Genomic DNA, 15,828 nt, shown 5'->3' with positions numbered 1-15,828 from the left:
CGCCTCGGCCCTGGGCGCCGGTCGGCAGGGGTACAGGCGGGGGACCGTGCTGCGGGATGCGGATCGACGTGACACCGGGAGGCGCGGGCCAGGGGCGCAGACCGCTCAGGCCGTGACGCGCTCCCAGCCGCCGTCCTCGGCGACGCGCACGGCGCCTCCTTCGCGGAACGCCTCGAGCCAGCCGCCCATCGGCCACTCGCCCCACCGCTCGGCGAACCGACGGCCGTTGCGGAGGATGTCGTCGAGGTGCTGCCAGGGCGGCGACGTCGTGGGGTGCCACTGGTGGTAGGCGTGCGCACCGCCGACCCAGACGAGCGGGAGGCCGAGCGACCGGGCGGTGAAGGCGAAGTCGGTGTCCTCGCCGCCGTAGCCCTCGTAGCCGGGCTCGAAGCCGCCCGTCCGCGCCCAGGTGTCGGCCGCGAGGGCGAACGAGAGCGACCAGAACAGCGGGTACTGGTCGTGCCCCGCGACGACCGTCTCGCCGGCCTCGGGCGAGGGGCGCGCCGCGTGCGGCCGCGTCGCGGCGTCGAGCGAGTCGTCGTCGAGGCCGACGTGGTCCTCGGGCAGGTACGTCACCGGCCCGCAGAGCAGCGCGTCGGGGTGTGCCGACGCCGCGGCCTCGTACCGGGCGACCAGGTCGGGGCCGGGCACGCAGTCCGCGTCGAGGAACACCACGAGCGACGCGCCGAGGGCGATCGCCCGCTCGGCACCCGCGTTCCTGCCGGCCGCGAGGCGCAGGCCATCGGCTCCCGGCGGGACGTGCAGCACGTGCGCGTCCGACAGCTCGGGCAGCGCGGGCGCCGGTGCCTCGTCGAGCCAGACGACGACGTGGGGAACCGACGGCCGGAGGCGCGCCAGGGCCTCGCGCTGCGGCAGGAGGTGGTCGAGACGGGCGGCCGAGCAGAGCGTGACCGCGACCGTTGAGACGGTCGGCGCGGGCTGGTGCCCCGTCACCGGGCCACCTCGGCGATCACCGCGGCCGCGCGGGCGGCGGCGCCGTCGACCTGCCACAGCGACCAGTCGGGAGCGAGCGCGCGCGCCCGGTCGAGCAGCTCGGGCCACGCCTCGGGCGCGGGCCAGCCGTGGTCGGCACGGCCGCGATCGGGCACGACGGCGAGCCCGCGGGCGGCGAGGAGACGCGCGGTCGTCCGCTGCTCGTCGAAGGGACGGTCCTGGGGGACGACCACGGCGCGGGCGCCGGCGGCCGCGAGGTCGGCGACGCTGTTCTGGCCCGCGGCCGAGACGACGACCTCGGCCCCGCGGAGGAGCGGCCACGGGTCGTCGACCCAGCTGTCGGCCGAGCCGCCGAGCACGGACCAGCGCCAGGCAGGCGTGGCCCTCGAGGCCTCCGCGACGCGCTGCGCGAGCCCCTCGCGGCCCTCGGCGCCGCCGCCGGCCAGGACCAGGACGGTGCCGGGTGCAGGCGAGCCGGGGCCGTCGACCCGGCCGTCGTGCCGCGAGATCCCGCCGACGAGACGGACCCTGTCCCGGACGCGGTCGAGCGCCAGCGAGACGTGGAGTCCCTCGGCCCAGGGCGCCAGGACGCGGTCCGCCGCGTCCCAGCCGAGGGCGTGCGGGGCGTCCGAGCGGTCGCCGGGCTGGGCGACGACGACGGGTGGCACCCCGAGCAGGCGGACGAGCAGCGCGACCTCGACGGAGACGTCGACGACGAACGCACGGGGCCGGGCGTGCGCGATCCAGGTCGCGACGGCGGCGAGGCGGCCGGCGTGGCCGTCGTGGTGCAGCGGCGCCCAGTGCAGCAGCCCGCGCACCGTCGGGTCGGTGCCGGACCCGGGGTCGCCGGGGGCCCGGGTCGTGCCGTCCGGGGCGACCACGTCGTGGTCGTCCCGGGGGAGCTGCAGCCAGGTCGTGCCCTCGGGCAGGACGGCCGGCGCGGCGAGGGAGCTGAAGACGACGACGTCGGCGTCGAGGTGCGGCCGCACCGCCAGCAGCCGTGTCAGGTGGCCGGCACCGTGGTGGTGGACGTACCAGCCGACGAGGGGACGCGCGGTCACGCGACGGCCTCGGGGGCGAGCAGGGCCCTGGCCCTCCCGGCACCGGTGAGGTGACCGGCGACGAGGGCCTCGTGCACCTCCTCGACCACCTCGGCACGGCGGTGCAGCGAGAAGCGGGCGAGCGCGTCGGCCCGCACCCTCCGGCGGAAGCCCGGAGTCGTCGACGCCTCCGCCGCGAGCCCGGCCGCCAGGTGCGCGAGCCCTGCCACGTCGTCCCGCGCGACGAGACCGGCCCCGATGCTCGAGCCGACGACCTCGGGGACGCCGCCGGTGGCGAAGGAGGCGACGGGCGTGCCGGTCGACAGCGCCTCCGCGATGACGAGCCCGAACGGCTCCTCCCAGCAGGGCGTGACGAGGGCGCAGGCGGACCGGCCGACGAGCTCGGCGAGCTCGGGCTGCCGCAGCGGCCCCACGTGCTCGGCGTCCGCCCCCAGCAGGGGCACGACCATGGACTCGTGGTAGTCGACGTCGCCGACGCGCCCGGCGAGGACGATGCGTCGACCGGCGAGGCGAGCGGCCTCGATCGCGAGGTGCGGACCCTTCTCGGGCACGATCCGTCCGGTCCAGACCAGGTCGTCGCCGCCGGGGCCGAGGGGCCAGAGGTCCGTGTCCACCGCGTTCGGCAGCACGCGCGCCTCGACGCCCTCGGCCCGCCAGACGGCCGCGGTGTGCTCGCTCACGGCGAGGAACGCGCTGCGCGGCTCGACGCCGGCCCGGTGGTGCTCGAGGAGGTCGGGCAAGGTCGGGGTGTGCAGGGTCGAGACGACGGGCACGCCGAGCTCGCCGGCCCGCGAGAGCACGTGGCCGCTCAGGGAGTGGTTCTCGACGACGTCGATCTCGTCGGCGTGGTCGCGGATCCAGTCCAGGGCGCGGTGCAGGGCAGGCACGGCCACGTCGAGGTATCCGTCGGGGTAGGTCGAGTCGGTGGCGTCGGCCGGGTCGTCCCAGTGGACGGCGGGGAGCGAGAACTCGGCAGGCCCGCCGAGCAGGTGGTCGCTGCCCGCGACCGCGCAGAGCAGCACCTGGTGCCCCCGGGAGCGGAGGACGCGCACCTGGTGCCACACGCTCGACTCCAGGCCTCCTGCGTGGGGCTCGGCGATGGGGTATCGCAGGGGGGCCACGACGACGATGCGCCGCGGACGCTCGGCCGTGCGCGCCGGCTCGACGAGCCCGGCCGACGAGGAGGCGGTGCCCGTCCCGGACAGGGCCGTCACGAGACCAGCTCCGAGGGCCGCGCCGTGGAGCGCGCGGATGCCGGTGCTGCGGGCACGGGACGGCCGTCAGCCACGACGACGGCCCGCTCGTACGCCGCGAGGTGCGCCTGCGCGATCGCGTCGCGCTGTGCCCGTCGCTGGTCGCGGCGTTCCGCCACGAGGGCCCGTCGGGCCGCCGAGCCGGGACGGGCCGGGACGTCGCCGCGCGCTCTGACGAGCGAGGAGACGGCGGCCGCCAGCTGACCGGCGTCGCCGGCGTCGAAGGACGCGGTGTCCACGGCGGCGGGGTGCTGGTCGGCGACGTGCCCGACCCGCGGCGCCGCGACGGGCACGCCCAGGTCCCAGCTCAGCTCGACCCAGCCGGAGTGGGTGCCGTGCGAGTACGGCAGCACGACGACGTCGAGGTCGGCCAGCGCCTCGGCGAGCTCGTCGTCGGCAAGCCGGGGGTGGACCGCGAGCGACACGTCGAGGTGACCGGGCGCGTCGGCGACCAGTGCCCGCACCTCCGCGAGCGCCGCGGCGTCGCGGACGCGCTCGTTGACGTCGACCCGCACGGCGACGGGCCGACCGGCGTCGGCCAGCAGCCCGGCGGCCGCGATCAGGGTCGCGACGGAGCCCGGTCCGTCGACGTTGGGACGCAGGTCGCGCAGGCTGACGCCGACGACGACCTCGTCGTGCGCGGTGCCGGTCGGCGCGACCACGTCCAGGGGCAGGAGGTGCGGGTGCGGCACGACGACGGGCCTGCGACCGAAGGTGCGCTCGACCTCGTCGGCGGCACCCTCCGTCAGGGTGAGCAGACCGTCGGCCTCGGCGACGAGCAGGCCCAGGTGGGCGAGGTGCGGCTCCTGGTCGACCAGCTGCGGGTTGACCAGGTCGTGCACGGTGTGGACGATCGGCAGCCGTGCGGCCCGGGCGGCGTCGACGACACGACGGAGGTGAGCGAGGTCGTACGACTCGGTGCCGAAGTGCACGTGCAGCACGTCGACCTCGGCGGCGTGCTCGGCGATCCAGCCGGCGTCGAGCACGACGGGCGGCCACCAGCGCGCGGGCTCCGAGGGGTCGGGCAGCGGGTCGGCGAGACGGACCACGGCCCGGGCCAGGGCGGAGTCGTCGACCGGCTGGAGGTGGCGCACGTAGGGGTGGCCGGCGGGCACGGACGCGACGCGCAGGGCGTCGCGGGCGGGCGGCGGGGTGTCGATCATCGGGCCTCCTCGGCTCAGGCGGGGCACGACGGTCGGGGAGACCGTCGGGAGGTGAGCCGGGGCGACTCGGGGACCCTGGGGAGACCGGGGGCCCGGTTCGCGTCGAGGGAGGGGGCCGATGGGAGCGGCCTCCCTGCACCATAGACCGTGGGGGCCCCCCGTGCCCGCTCGCGGATGCTGGCCCTGACGGCCTCGCATCCAGCACGATGGAGTCGTCGCGTCCGCCTCTCGAGGGACGCCACGGAGAGGCACCATGACCCCGCACACCCCCGCCGTCGACGGCCGCACCCGGCACTACGGGCATTTCTACGGTCTCGGCGAGCCCGAGGGCGACGGCCCCGTCGCCGTCGTGATCGGCAACTGCCAGGCCGAGTCGCTCCGGGTCGCGCTCGACGGGGGCGGCCTCCGCACCGTCCGGACACCTGCTGTTCACGAGCTCGTCACCGCGGACCTGCCGCACCTGGACCGCTGGCTGGCCCGCGCCTCCGTGCTGGTCTCCCAGCCGGTGCGCGACGACTACCACGACCTGCCGCTCGGCACGCGGCAGCTGACGGCCCGTCTCGGCGCCGGGGCACGCGTCGTCGCCGTGCCCGTCGTCCGCTTCGCGGGCCTCTACCCGACGTCGGCGATCGTCCGGCCGCCGCACGACCCGTCGCTGGTGCCGCCGCTGGTCGACTACCACGACCTCGTCGTGCTGGCCGAGGCGGCCGCCCGGCGCGACGGCACGACGCCCCCGGTCCCGCGGCTGGACGCCGAGGCGGTCCGGTCGGTCGCCGCGCTCTCGCTGCACGAGCTCCGGAAGCGCGAGCAGGCGCACGACGCGGTGGTCGCGTCCGACCTCTTCGACGACCCGTCGTTCGAGCAGATGCGCACCCTCAACCACCCGGGCAACCCCGTGTGGACGGCGCTCGCGTCCCGCGTGCGGGATCGCCTGGGGCTGCCTGATCACGTCGTCGACCCCGGACGGCAGCTGCTCGACAGCGTCCACGCGCCCCGGCTGCAGGCGGTCGTCGACGCCTTCGGCCTCGACGACGAGGCCACCGACCACTGGATCGTCGAGGGCACGCAGGTGCCCCGCGAGGAGGTCCGGGAGGCGCACCTCCGGTGGTACGAGCGCGAGCCGCAGGTCGTCGGCGCCGGCCTCGCCCGCCACGCCGACACCCTGGCGCTGCTGGGGCTCGCGTGAGCGCCGGGCTGCCGGGCGTACCGCGCGTACCGGACGTGTCTGCCGTGCCCGCCCTCGTCGTGACCGACGACCCGCAGCACGGCGTCACGGTCCTCGCCCGGCGAGTCGCCGACGGGGTCGCCCGCCGCACGGGTCGGGACCTCGTGGTCTCGCCGTCCGATCTGACCGGGCCCAGGCCGCCCGCCTCGGCCCACCTGCACTTCACCGACCGGCTGTGGGCGACGTCGCCCGAGGACGCCGCGGACCGCCTCGTCGACCTCGCCGGCCGGGTCGCCCTGACGGTCACGCTGCACGACCTGCCCCAGCCGTCCGACGGCGAGCGCAACCTCGTCCGGCGCGGCGACTGCTACCGGCGCGTGGTCGAGGCCGCGGCGGGCACGGTCGTCAACAGCGAGCACGAGGCGCTGCTGCTCGCCGAGCACACGACCGGCGGGGTGCGACCCGGCGTCGTCCCGCTCCCCGTCGACCTCGCCCCGCCGCCGACCGGACGGCCCGCGCCCGACGGCACCGCGGCCGTCATCGGCTTCGTCTACCCCGGCAAGGGCCACGCGGAGCTCATCGACGCCGTCGCCCGGCTGCGGGACCGCGGGGACGACGCGGCAGGGTCGCTGCGCGTCACCGCGCTCGGCCGTGCCAGCGCGGGGCACGAGGCCGAGACCGACCAGCTCGTGTCGGAGGCCGCCTCCCGCGGGGTCGTCCTCGACGTGACCGGGTACCTCGACGACGCGGTGCTCCTCGACCGCTGCCGCCGCGCCTCCGTGCCGGTCGCCGTGCACCGGCACGTCTCGGCGTCGGGCTCGATCGCGACCTGGATCGGCGCCGGGCGACGCCCGATCGTGCCCGACACGCGGTACTCCCGCGAGATGGCGGCCCTCCGACCCGGCACCCTCACCCTGATCGACGACGACCCCGACGCCCTCGCCGAGGCCGTCGCGCGGGCCGTCGCCGACCCGGGGTCCACCTGGCTGGCTCCCGACGCCCGGACAGCGCCCGACATCGACGACGTCGCGGCGGCGTACATCGCGTGGTGGTCCGGACGCGAGCGGCCCGGCCGCGACCAGGCCGGCCGCGAGCGCAGGGGAGCGACGTCGTGACCGACGAGCGACGAGACGAGGAGGCGCCCGCGAGGCCCCCGAGGCAGCCCAGGGGAGTCCCGGGCAACCGCTGGGACCTGCTCGACGGCCTCGTGCCCGACCCGTTGCCGACCGTCTCCGTGGTCGTGGCCCACTACCGCCAGCAGGCCGAGCTGGACCGGACCCTCGCCGCCCTCGCGCGGCAGGACCACCCGGCCGAGCTGCTCGAGGTCGTCGTGGTCGACGACGGCTCGCCCGAGACGCCCCGGGTGCCGGCCGGCGTGCGGCTCGTCGTCCAGGCCGACGAGGGCTTCCGCCTCTCGGCCGCCCGCAACCTCGGGGTGCGCTCGTCGACGGGCGAGGTGATCTGCTTCCTCGACGCCGACACGGCGCCCGAGCCCGGCTGGGTGACGGCCATGTCGAGGCTGCCCGCCCTCGCGTCGGAGGCCGTCGTCGTCGGCACGCGCCGGCACGCCGACTTCACCGGGGTCGCCGTCGACGCCCCGGTCGAGCAGGAGGGGCCACGGCACGAGCTGCCCGCACCGCGCTGGCTCGACGAGGCCTACCGCGGCAGCCGCGACCTGCTCGACGCCGACGACCGCTCGTACCGACACGTCATCGGAGCCGTGCTCGCGTGCTCCCGGTCGTTCCTCGAGACGGTCGGCGGCTTCGACGAGGACTTCACGACCTACGGCGGCGAGGACTGGGAGTGGGCCTGGCGTGCCTGGCGCGGGGGCGCGCTCCTCGCCCACGAGCCCGCCGCCGTCGCCTGGCACGACGGCCCGGACTGGGCCGGCCGCGACTCGGTCGACCGCCAGCGGCAGAAGAACGGCGAGACGCTCGTGCTCAGCGGGCTCGTCCCCGTCGAGGGGTCGCGGCCGCGGGGACTGCGCGGGGCGACCCCCGACGTGCTGGTGCGGCTCGCCGCGGCGCCCTCGGCGGGCACCGCCTGGCTCTGCGTCGACACCGTCCTGGCCGCGCTGCCCGGCTCCGTCGTCGTGGTGCCCGACGAGCACGTGTCCGTCTTCGCCGCCGACGGCCGCGTCGTGGGCGCCTCGGACGAGGCCGCCGCCCGGGCGACGCGCACGGCGCGGGTGACCGTCGACCTGCCTGCCCCGGTGCGCGTCCGCGACGCCGCCCCCCTGCTCGAGGCGGTCTCGTCGGTCGGCGTCGGGGCCCTCGGCACCGTCGAGGTCACGGAGGGGGCGACCAGCGACGGTCAGGACGGCGCACCGGGCGAAGGAGGCGGCGGCCTGGTCCTGCGCATCCGCTCGAGCCGGGCCGAGGCCCGCGCCCGGCTCCACGGCACCGAGGAGCTCTTCGAGACCCGCCGCCTCGCCGCGACCTGGTGCGAGCGCGTCGAGGGCGAGCCGTCGGTCGCCGCCTACCTGGGCGGCTGGGGCTGACCCGGGGCGAGCAGGCCCGGCGGCCGTGGACCCGCGCGCCATCGACCGTTCACCCGCGCTCCACCCGGCGCCCCCCGGACCGACTCCGGGCCTCCCTACCGTGCACGCAGGCCGACCGACGCCCCTCCGCGAGCTGATCCCCAGAACGCGACCGGCGGCCGAGCACCAGGAGGACCCACCCGTGATCGACAAGCGACACCTCGCCGCCGCCGCCGCCCTCGGCGCCCTCGCCCTCGGCCTGACCGGCTGCTCGGCCTCCGCCGACGCGTCCGACGCGGCAGGCGCCTCCGGCACCGACGCCGCCACCGCGACCAGCGCCGCCGACCTGGGCGGCATGGACGCCCTCGTCGCCGCCGCCGAGGCGGAGGGCGAGCTCAACGTCATCGCGCTGCCGGACACCTGGGCCAACTACGGGAAGATCATCGACGCCTTCGAGGCCGAGTACGACATCACCGTCAACTCGGACAGCCCCGACGTGTCGAGCGCCGAGGAGATCACCGCCGCGCAGAACCTGGCGGGGCAGGACGGCGCCCCCGACGTCCTCGACCTCGGCTCGGCCGTCACGCTGGCGAACACCGACCAGTTCGCGCCCTACAAGGTCACCACGTGGGACGACATCGCCGACGACCACAAGGACGCCGACGGCACCTGGGTCTACGACTACACGGGCCTGATGTCGGTCGGCTACGACGCGGACGCCGTCCCCGAGCCCACCAGCCTCGACGACCTGCTCGGCGACGACTACAAGGGCAAGATCGCGATCAACGGCGACCCGACCCAGGCGGGCGCGGCCGCGGCCGCCGTCCAGTGGGCCGCCCTGCAGGACGGCGGCAGCGCGGACGACGTGCAGCCGGGCATCGACTTCTTCGGCCAGCTGGCCGACGCCGGCAACTTCCTGCCGACCGACCCGACCCCGGCGACGATCGCCTCGGGCGAGACGCCCGTGGTCTTCGACTGGAGCTACAACAACCTCGCCGCCGCGGCCGACGCGGGCGGCCGTGACTGGAAGACCGCCGTGCTGCCCGGCACGGCCCTCGCCAGCTACTACAACCAGGCGATCAACGTCGACGCGCCGCACCCGGCCGCCGCGCGTCTGTGGCAGGAGTTCATCATGGGCGACACGGCGCAGAACCTGTACCTCGCCGCCGGCGCCTACCCCGTCCGCCTGGCCGCGATGGTCGAGGCCGGCACCGTCGACCAGGACGCCCTGGACGCCGTCGGCGAGCAGCCCGAGGACACCGTGCAGCTGACGAGCGAGCAGACCGAGGCCGCCTCGGCCCTGCTCGCGCAGTCGTGGGCCGCGGCGATCGGCTGATCGTGACCACCCTGGCGGAGACCGTCCCCCAGGCCTCCGTCACCCCGGACGGCGCCGTGCCCACGAGGGCCCGGCGCCGTCCGGCGGCGTGGTGGGGGCTCACGCCGTTCGTGCTGTACGTGCTGGCCTTCCTCGTGCTGCCGTGCCTGCTCGCGCTCGGCACCGGCCTCGTCGACGGTGACGGCCGGCCCACGCTGTCGAACCTGACGGCGCTCGGCGACCCCGTCGTGCTCCGCACCTTCGCCAGCTCGTTCCTCGTCTCGGGGGTCACCGCCGTCGGGGGAGCGGTCGTCGGCGCCGTCGTCTGCTGGGGCCTCACCGCCCTCCGCCCCGACGGGCTCGTCCGCAGCCTCGTCGACGGCGCCGCCAGCGTGCTCGCCCAGTTCGGCGGCGTGATGCTCGCCTTCGCCTTCACCGCCACGATCGGGATCCAGGGCGTCGTGACGCAGCTGCTGCTGACCCGGGCGGGCGTCGACATCTTCGCCGGCGGGGCGTGGATCTACGAGGTCCCCGGCCTCCTGCTGCCCTACCTGTACTTCCAGGTGCCGCTGATGGTCATCACCTTCATGCCCGCGGTCACCGGCCTCAAGCCCCAGTGGCAGGAGGCGGTCGCCACCCTGGGCGGCACATCCCGCCAGCACCTGCTGCGCGTCGTCGTCCCGGTGCTGGCGCCCGCCTTCACCGGCAGCCTGCTCCTCCTCTTCGCCAACGCGTTCTCGTCCTACGCGACCGCGGCGGCCCTGATCAGCCAGGGCTCGCAGATCGTGCCGCTCCAGATCCGTGCCGCCCTCGTCAGCGAGACGGTGCTCGGCCGGGAGAACGTCGCGGGCGTGCTCGCCCTCGGGATGGTGCTCGTGATGGTCGTGCTCATGGTCGGCTACTCCCTGCTGCAGCGCCGCACCGACCGGTGGACGCGATGAGCGCGGCCGGCCGCGGCACGAGCCGCGGCCGCGGCCCCGGCGCCGCGTCGCCCGCCGCCCGCCGCGCCGCCCTCGTCGTCATCGGCCTCGTCTTCGCCGTGCCGATCGCCGCCATGGTCGCCTTCTCGCTGCGGAGCGCCGACGGCACCGGCCACGACCTCGGCCACTGGCTCGCCCTGGCCGACCCGGAGAACGGCCGCGCCTACCGCAACCTCGTCGAGGGCGTGACGAACAGCCTGGTGCTCGCGGTCGTCACCGCGGTGCTCGTCCTCGTGATGCTGGTGCCCGCGATGGTGCTGGTCCACCTGCGGTACCCGCGCCTGTCGCGCGTGCTCGAGTTCGTCTGCCTGGTGCCGATCACGGTCCCGGCGATCGTGCTCGTCGTCGGGCTCGCGCCGGTGTACTCGGTCGTGGCGCGCCTCCTCGGCTCGGGGGCCTGGACCCTCGCCCTCGCCTACGGGGTCACCGTGCTGCCCTACGCCTACCGGGCCGTGCAGTCGGACCTCGCGGCGACCGACCTGCGGACCCTGACCGAGGCGTCGCGGACGCTCGGCTCGAGCTGGCTCTCGACCCTCGTGCTGGTCGTCGTGCCGAGCCTGCGTCGCGGGCTGCTCGCCGCGGCGTTCATCACCGTCGCCGTCGTGCTCGGCGAGTACACGATCTCGTCGCTGCTGAACCGCGTCACCCTGCAGACCTCGCTCGTCCAGATCAGCCGCAGCGACCCGTTCGCCGCCGTGATCGTCGCCCTGCTCGCGCTCGCCTTCGCGTTCGTGCTGCTCGTCGTGATGGGCCGGGTCGGCTCCGTCGGCACGGCGCGTCCCGCCGTCCCCTCCTCCACCTCCCGGAAGGCCCACTCGTGACCGCCACCCTCCCCGAGCGGCCCGCCGCCGCCTCCTCGACGACCGGCGCCGCCGGCGCGACCGTCGCCTTCCGGTCCGTGGTCAAGGAGTACGCCGGCCACCGCGCCCTGACGGGCCTCGACCTCGACCTGGGCGCCGGCGAGCTGGTCGCCCTGCTCGGGCCGTCGGGCTGCGGCAAGACGACGGCGCTCCGCAGCCTCGCGGGGCTGGAGGCCGTGACGAGCGGGACCGTCTCGATCGACGGCCGCGACGTCGTGGGCGTGCCCACGCACCGCCGTGACGTCGGGATGGTGTTCCAGGCGTACTCGCTGTTCCCGCACCTCACGGTGCAGCAGAACGTCGAGTTCGGCCTGCGGATGCGACGCGTGGCCCGTGCCGAACGGGCCCGGCGTGCCGCCGAGATGCTCGACCTGGTCGGGCTCGGCGACCTCGGCGGCCGGTACGCGCACCAGCTGTCGGGCGGCCAGCAGCAGCGCGTCGCCCTCGCCCGCGCGCTCGTCACCCGGCCGCGCGTCCTGCTGCTCGACGAACCGCTGAGCGCTCTCGACGCGAAGGTGCGCGTCCAGCTCCGCGACGAGATCCGCCGCATCCAGCGCGAGCTCTCGATCACGACGCTGTTCGTCACCCACGACCAGGAGGAGGCGCTGGCGGTGGCCGACCGCGTCGCCGTCATGCGGGCCGGCGGCATCGAGCAGATCGGCGCGCCGGAGGAGCTCTACGCGACGCCGGCGACGCAGTTCGTCGCGGAGTTCGTCGGGACGAACAACCGGCTGCGCTCCGAGGTCGTCTCGGGTCGGGTCCGCCTGCCCGGGGGAGAGGTCCCGGCCGTGGGGGTCTGCGCCGACGGCCCGGTCTGGGCGTACGTGCGGCCGGAGGACGTGGTCTTCGCCGACCGGGGCCTCGCCGGCACGGTCGAGCAGGTGTCGTTCCGCGGGGCCACCGTGCGGACCGTGGTGCGGACGACGGGCGACGTGCTGATCACCCTCGACCACCGGGCCGACCGGCGCCGTGCCGTGGGCGACGGAGTCTGCCTCGCGATCACGGCACAGGCCGTGGCCGTCGCCGCGATCGACTGACGCGGCGGCCGCAGCCGCGGCTGCGGCGGGCACGTCCGAGGGCAGGGCCGCGGCGGTCGGGCCGCCGCGGCGTGCCTGCTAGTCGTCGTGCTTCTTCGTCTTCTTCGTGGCGATGGCGTCCCGCTCGCCGCGCAGCGACTGCACGGTCTCGGGGTCGAGGAAGTCGACGAAGGGGTTCGGCTGACCGGTCTTGTCGGCGACGACCTGTGTGTAGGCGGAGGCGGCCTGACGCACCTTCTCGGTGGCCCGGCCCGCGCGCTTGGCGCTGACGGGGCGGTCGCTCATCACCTCGCCGTGGTGCTCGAGGGCCTTGACGAGGGACTTGAGGGCTGCGTCGATCTTCTTGCTCACGAGGGCATTGTGTCGCACCGAGGTTAACGCGCAAGTCGGCGTCCCCCGGTCGGCGGTCGACGTCCCCCGCCGACGACACGTGTCGATCTCCTCACCACGGACGAGCGAGATGCTCCCCGAGGACGACGCGCCGTCGGGCCCGCTGCTCGTAGCGTCGACCCGACGTCGACCACCGGCGTCGGGGGGAGGCCGTCGTGACCGGTGCACGATCCGTCGCGGGCAGCCGCGCAGGAGGTGCCGACCGCCTCCTCGAGGCCGGTCGCGACCTCGTCGCGTTCGGAACGCAGCAGGCGCTCTCGTGCGCGTTCGCCGTGGCCGTGCTCGCGGGCCTCGCCCTGACGAGCGTCGTCGACGTCGGGCTGCCGCGCTACGACGCGATGCTGGTCTGGTGCGTGCTCGTCCAGGTCGTGTTCGTCGCGACGCGCCTCGAGACCCGCGACGAGCTGGTGGTGATCTGCCTCTTCCACCTCCTGGGCCTCGGACTGGAGGTCTTCAAGGTGGCGGTCGGGTCGTGGTCGTACCCCGAGCGCGGCGTGCTGCGGATCGGCGACGTCCCGCTCTACAGCGGCTTCATGTACGCGGCGGTGGGCAGCTACGTCTGCCAGGCCTGGCGGCGTCTCGACCTGCGGGTCGACCGGCTGCGGATGCTGCCGACCCTCGCCCTCGCGCTCGCCTTCTACGTCAACTTCTTCACGAACCACTGGGTCGTCGACCTGCGCTGGGCGCTGCTCGGCGTGGCCGTCGTGCTGCTGGGACGCAAGGGGGTGACGTTCCGGGTGCGGGGCCGCGACCGGAGGATGCCCCTGCTCGTCGCCTTCGCCCTGATCGGCTTCTTCATCTGGGTCGCCGAGAACGCCGCGACCCTGATGGGCGCCTGGACCTACGCCTCGCAGGCTGACGGCTGGTCGATCGTGCACCCCAGCAAGATCGGGTCGTGGATGGTGCTCGTCGTCTTCAGCTTCACGCTCGTGCTGTGGCTGAAGCAGCGCCGAGCAGGCTGACCACGGCGTCGAGCAGGGCGCGCGCCGTGTCCGCCTTGGTGCCGCTCGACTCGCCGACGACGGCGCCCTCCCGGCCGAGCAGGACCGCGACGGACTCGTCCCGGCCGAAGCCCTCGGCCCAGCCGACCTGGTTGAGCACGAGCAGGTCGGCGGGCTTCCGCGCGAGCTTGCGGCGGCCCAGGGCGATCAGGTCGTCCCGCCCGGTCGAGGTCTCGGCGGCGAAGCCCACGACGACCTGGCCCGTCCGGCGCCGTGCCACGAGGCCGGCCAGCACGTCGACGGTCCGCACCAGGTCGAGGGTGAGTCGGTCGCCCGCGTCGTCCTTCTTCAGCTTGGCGTCGGCGACGGAGGCGGGCGTCCAGTCCGCGACCGCGGCCGCCATCACGACGACGTCGGCCTCCTCGGCCGCCGCCGTGGTGACGACGTCGAGCTCGGCCGCGGTGCCGGCGGTCCGCACCTCGACGCCCACCAGCTGCGAGACCGCAGCGGCGACCTCGTCGTCGACGTGGGCCGCCACGAAGACCACGCGGGCGCCACGGGCCGTGGCCTCGCGGGCGACGGCGAGGCCCTGCTTGCCGCTCGAGCGGTTGCCGAGCCAGCGCACGGGGTCGAGGGGCTCGCGCGTCCCGCCGGCCGTGACGACGACGACGCGGCCGGCGAGGTCGCGACCGGCCAGGTCACGCCGCCGCGCCTCCTCGGCCCGGCCCGCGGCGACCGCGAGCGCCGCGTCGACGATCACGTCGGGCTCGCTCAGTCGCCCGGGGCCGCTGTCGCCGCCGGTCAGCGGGCCGTCGTCCGGACCGACCACGACGACGCCCCGCGCACGGAGCAGCGCCACGTTGTCGGCGGTCGAGGCCGCCTGCCACATCTGCGTGTGCATCGCCGGCGCGACGACGAGCGGCGCCGTGCTCGCGAGGACGGTCGTGCCGAGCAGGTCGTCGCTCAGCCCGTGCGCGAGCTTCGCGAGGGTGTGCGCGGTCGCCGGCGCGACGACGATCAGGTCGGCCTGCTGGCCGAGGGCGACGTGGCGCACCTGGGCGACGTCGTCGAAGACGGAGGTGTGCACCGGGTTGCGGCTGATCGCCTCGAGGGTGGGGGCGCCGACGAACCGGAGGGCCGCCTCCGTGGGGACGACGTGCACGTCGTGGCCCCGCAGCACGAGCTCGCGCACCACGGACACGGCCTTGTAGGCGGCGATGCCGCCGCAGATGCCGACGACGACGGTCAGCCGGCGGGCGTCGGGACCGACCGCGTGGTCGTCTGCGGCTGCTGCTGCTGCTGCGTCGGCGTCGGCCGCGCTGGCGGCGGTGCTGTCGGTCACGGTGGAGCCCCTGTCGATCGGCCGCCGAGCTGGTGCCCGTCGGCGGGTAGCGTTGCAGCCACCACGATGCCGCATCCCGACGGATCGTGCCGGAGGAGGCCGCACCGTGTGCACCGTCGTCGTGTCCGTCGCTCCCGGCGCCGAGTGGCCGGTGGTGTTCCTCGGGCTCCGCGACGAGTCGGCCGACCGCCCCTGGGATCCGCCCGCCGCCTGGTGGCCCGAGCTCGGCGACCGCGTCGAGGGCCTGCACGACCGCGAGGCCGGGGGAGCCTGGCTGGCCACGGCGACCGGGCCGGCCCGCGCCTCCGTCGTCCTCAACCGGCGGGAGCAGCCCCCCGTCCCCGAGGGGGGCTGGCGCACCCGCGGCGCGCTGCCGCTCGAGGCGGCCGCCGCCGGAGAGCTGCCCACCGGACGTCCCGCGACCCGCACCTTCAACCTCCTCTCGGCCGACGCCTCCGGAGCCGTCCACACGAGCTGGGACGGCGACCGCCTCGCGAGCGTGCCGCTCTCGCCGGGCGTGCACGTCCTCACGCACGGTGCGCCCGACGACGACCAGGTGGCCCGGGTGGCGCGCTGGCTGCCCCGGTTCCGGGGCGTCGCCGCACCGGTGGGCCCGCCGCCCGAGCAGGACGAGGGCAGCTGGCGGCCGTGGCTCGACCTGCTGCGCGAGAGCAGCGCGCTGCCGCTGTCCGACGAGGAGGCGCTGGTCCGGGCCGACCTGCTGCAGGGCACCTGGTTCGGCTCGCTCTCGCTCAGCCTCGTGGCGCTGTCCGCCGACCGCGTCGCCCACGAGCACCTGCGGCTCGACGCCGGCTCGGGCGTCGACCTGCCGGGCGCCCTCGCCGCCCGCTGACACGGCCCCGAGCACCCTCGCCGACGTCACGAGAC

15 protein-coding genes are annotated in these 15,828 nt (G+C 75.9%); 9 read left to right on the top strand and 6 right to left on the bottom strand.

Going from position 1 to position 15,828, the window contains the following annotated elements:
* Positions 1-105 precede the first annotated feature (105 nt).
* Genes ITJ48_RS02065 through ITJ48_RS02050 form a run of 4 tightly spaced genes read right to left on the bottom strand, consistent with a single transcriptional unit; the run spans position 106 to position 4,431 of the window.
* On the bottom strand, positions 106-954 hold the full coding sequence (locus tag ITJ48_RS02065; protein ID WP_194612208.1) for a galactosyltransferase-related protein: 849 nt from the start codon (positions 952-954) through the stop codon (positions 106-108).
* Entirely contained in the window at positions 951-2,015 is a 1,065-nt protein-coding gene (locus ITJ48_RS02060; RefSeq protein ID WP_194612207.1) for a glycosyltransferase, read from the bottom strand. Before ITJ48_RS02060 ends, ITJ48_RS02065 begins: the two co-directional genes overlap by 4 nt.
* Complete coding sequence (locus ITJ48_RS02055; protein WP_194612206.1) at positions 2,012-3,229, bottom strand: glycosyltransferase; 1,218 nt, start codon at positions 3,227-3,229, stop codon at positions 2,012-2,014. Before ITJ48_RS02055 ends, ITJ48_RS02060 begins: the two co-directional genes overlap by 4 nt.
* Positions 3,226-4,431, bottom strand: coding sequence for a glycosyltransferase (locus tag ITJ48_RS02050; protein ID WP_194612205.1), 1,206 nt, complete (start codon positions 4,429-4,431; stop codon positions 3,226-3,228). Before ITJ48_RS02050 ends, ITJ48_RS02055 begins: the two co-directional genes overlap by 4 nt.
* A gap of 253 nt (positions 4,432-4,684) precedes the next feature.
* On the opposite strand from ITJ48_RS02050, the gene ITJ48_RS02045 reads away from it, so the two are divergent.
* The 7 genes from ITJ48_RS02045 (at position 4,685) to ITJ48_RS02015 (ending at position 12,267) form a co-directional block, all read left to right on the top strand.
* Entirely contained in the window at positions 4,685-5,617 is a 933-nt protein-coding gene (locus ITJ48_RS02045; RefSeq protein WP_194612204.1) for a WcbI family polysaccharide biosynthesis putative acetyltransferase, read from the top strand.
* Between the two features lie 44 nt (positions 5,618-5,661).
* The gene (locus ITJ48_RS02040; RefSeq protein WP_194612203.1) at positions 5,662-6,711 is read left to right on the top strand and encodes a hypothetical protein; all 1,050 of its coding nucleotides are present in this window, start codon (positions 5,662-5,664) and stop codon (positions 6,709-6,711) included.
* A complete protein-coding gene (locus tag ITJ48_RS02035; protein WP_194612202.1) occupies positions 6,708-8,096 on the top strand; it encodes a glycosyltransferase in 1,389 nt (462 codons plus the stop codon). The genes ITJ48_RS02040 and ITJ48_RS02035 overlap by 4 nt, the downstream gene beginning before the upstream one ends.
* A 181-nt stretch (positions 8,097-8,277) precedes the next feature.
* The gene (locus ITJ48_RS02030) at positions 8,278-9,411 is read left to right on the top strand and encodes an ABC transporter substrate-binding protein (protein ID WP_194612201.1); all 1,134 of its coding nucleotides are present in this window, start codon (positions 8,278-8,280) and stop codon (positions 9,409-9,411) included.
* The gene (locus tag ITJ48_RS02025) at positions 9,411-10,331 is read left to right on the top strand and encodes an ABC transporter permease (RefSeq protein ID WP_370544848.1); all 921 of its coding nucleotides are present in this window, start codon (positions 9,411-9,413) and stop codon (positions 10,329-10,331) included. The genes ITJ48_RS02030 and ITJ48_RS02025 overlap by 1 nt, the downstream gene beginning before the upstream one ends.
* Positions 10,328-11,191: an ABC transporter permease gene (locus ITJ48_RS02020; RefSeq protein ID WP_194612200.1), complete on the top strand. Its 864-nt coding sequence runs from the start codon at positions 10,328-10,330 to the stop codon at positions 11,189-11,191. The genes ITJ48_RS02025 and ITJ48_RS02020 overlap by 4 nt, the downstream gene beginning before the upstream one ends.
* The gene (locus ITJ48_RS02015; protein ID WP_194612199.1) at positions 11,188-12,267 is read left to right on the top strand and encodes an ABC transporter ATP-binding protein; all 1,080 of its coding nucleotides are present in this window, start codon (positions 11,188-11,190) and stop codon (positions 12,265-12,267) included. Before ITJ48_RS02020 ends, ITJ48_RS02015 begins: the two co-directional genes overlap by 4 nt.
* Before the next feature lie 78 nt (positions 12,268-12,345).
* On the opposite strand, the gene ITJ48_RS02010 is transcribed toward ITJ48_RS02015, so the two are convergent.
* On the bottom strand, positions 12,346-12,618 hold the full coding sequence (locus ITJ48_RS02010) for a hypothetical protein (protein WP_123545960.1): 273 nt from the start codon (positions 12,616-12,618) through the stop codon (positions 12,346-12,348).
* 194 nt (positions 12,619-12,812) lie between these two features.
* On the opposite strand from ITJ48_RS02010, the gene ITJ48_RS02005 reads away from it, so the two are divergent.
* Positions 12,813-13,619 carry a DUF817 domain-containing protein gene (locus tag ITJ48_RS02005; protein ID WP_194612198.1) on the top strand — a complete coding sequence of 269 codons (807 nt, stop codon included), beginning with the start codon at positions 12,813-12,815 and terminating at the stop codon, positions 13,617-13,619.
* Here ITJ48_RS02005 and coaBC read toward each other — a convergent pair.
* Positions 13,579-14,847 (bottom strand): bifunctional phosphopantothenoylcysteine decarboxylase/phosphopantothenate--cysteine ligase CoaBC, encoded by a 1,269-nt coding sequence (gene coaBC, locus ITJ48_RS02000; RefSeq protein WP_194613299.1) that lies wholly within the window; start codon positions 14,845-14,847, stop codon positions 13,579-13,581. The genes ITJ48_RS02005 and coaBC overlap by 41 nt on opposite strands.
* Positions 14,848-15,046: 199 nt before the next feature.
* Between coaBC and ITJ48_RS01995 the strand changes: the two genes are divergently transcribed.
* Complete coding sequence (locus tag ITJ48_RS01995) at positions 15,047-15,793, top strand: NRDE family protein (protein ID WP_194612197.1); 747 nt, start codon at positions 15,047-15,049, stop codon at positions 15,791-15,793.
* Positions 15,794-15,828 lie beyond the last annotated feature (35 nt).

The sequence above is a fragment of the Frigoribacterium sp. VKM Ac-2530 genome, assembly GCF_015350835.1.
Classification (GTDB): domain Bacteria; phylum Actinomycetota; class Actinomycetes; order Actinomycetales; family Microbacteriaceae; genus Frigoribacterium.
Note: the sequence above shows the minus strand (reverse complement) of the source record. Positions and strands in the feature narration are given on the sequence as shown.

What these genes read in the sequence shown, in the direction of transcription:
- ITJ48_RS02050 (WP_194612205.1), bottom strand. Translation starts at nt 4,431, where the DNA reads ATGATCGACACCCCGCCGCCCGCCCGCGACGCCCTGCGCGTCGCGTCC.
- ITJ48_RS02045 (WP_194612204.1), top strand. Translation starts at nt 4,685, where the DNA reads ATGACCCCGCACACCCCCGCCGTCGACGGCCGCACCCGGCACTACGGG.
- ITJ48_RS02020 (WP_194612200.1), top strand. Translation starts at nt 10,328, where the DNA reads ATGAGCGCGGCCGGCCGCGGCACGAGCCGCGGCCGCGGCCCCGGCGCC.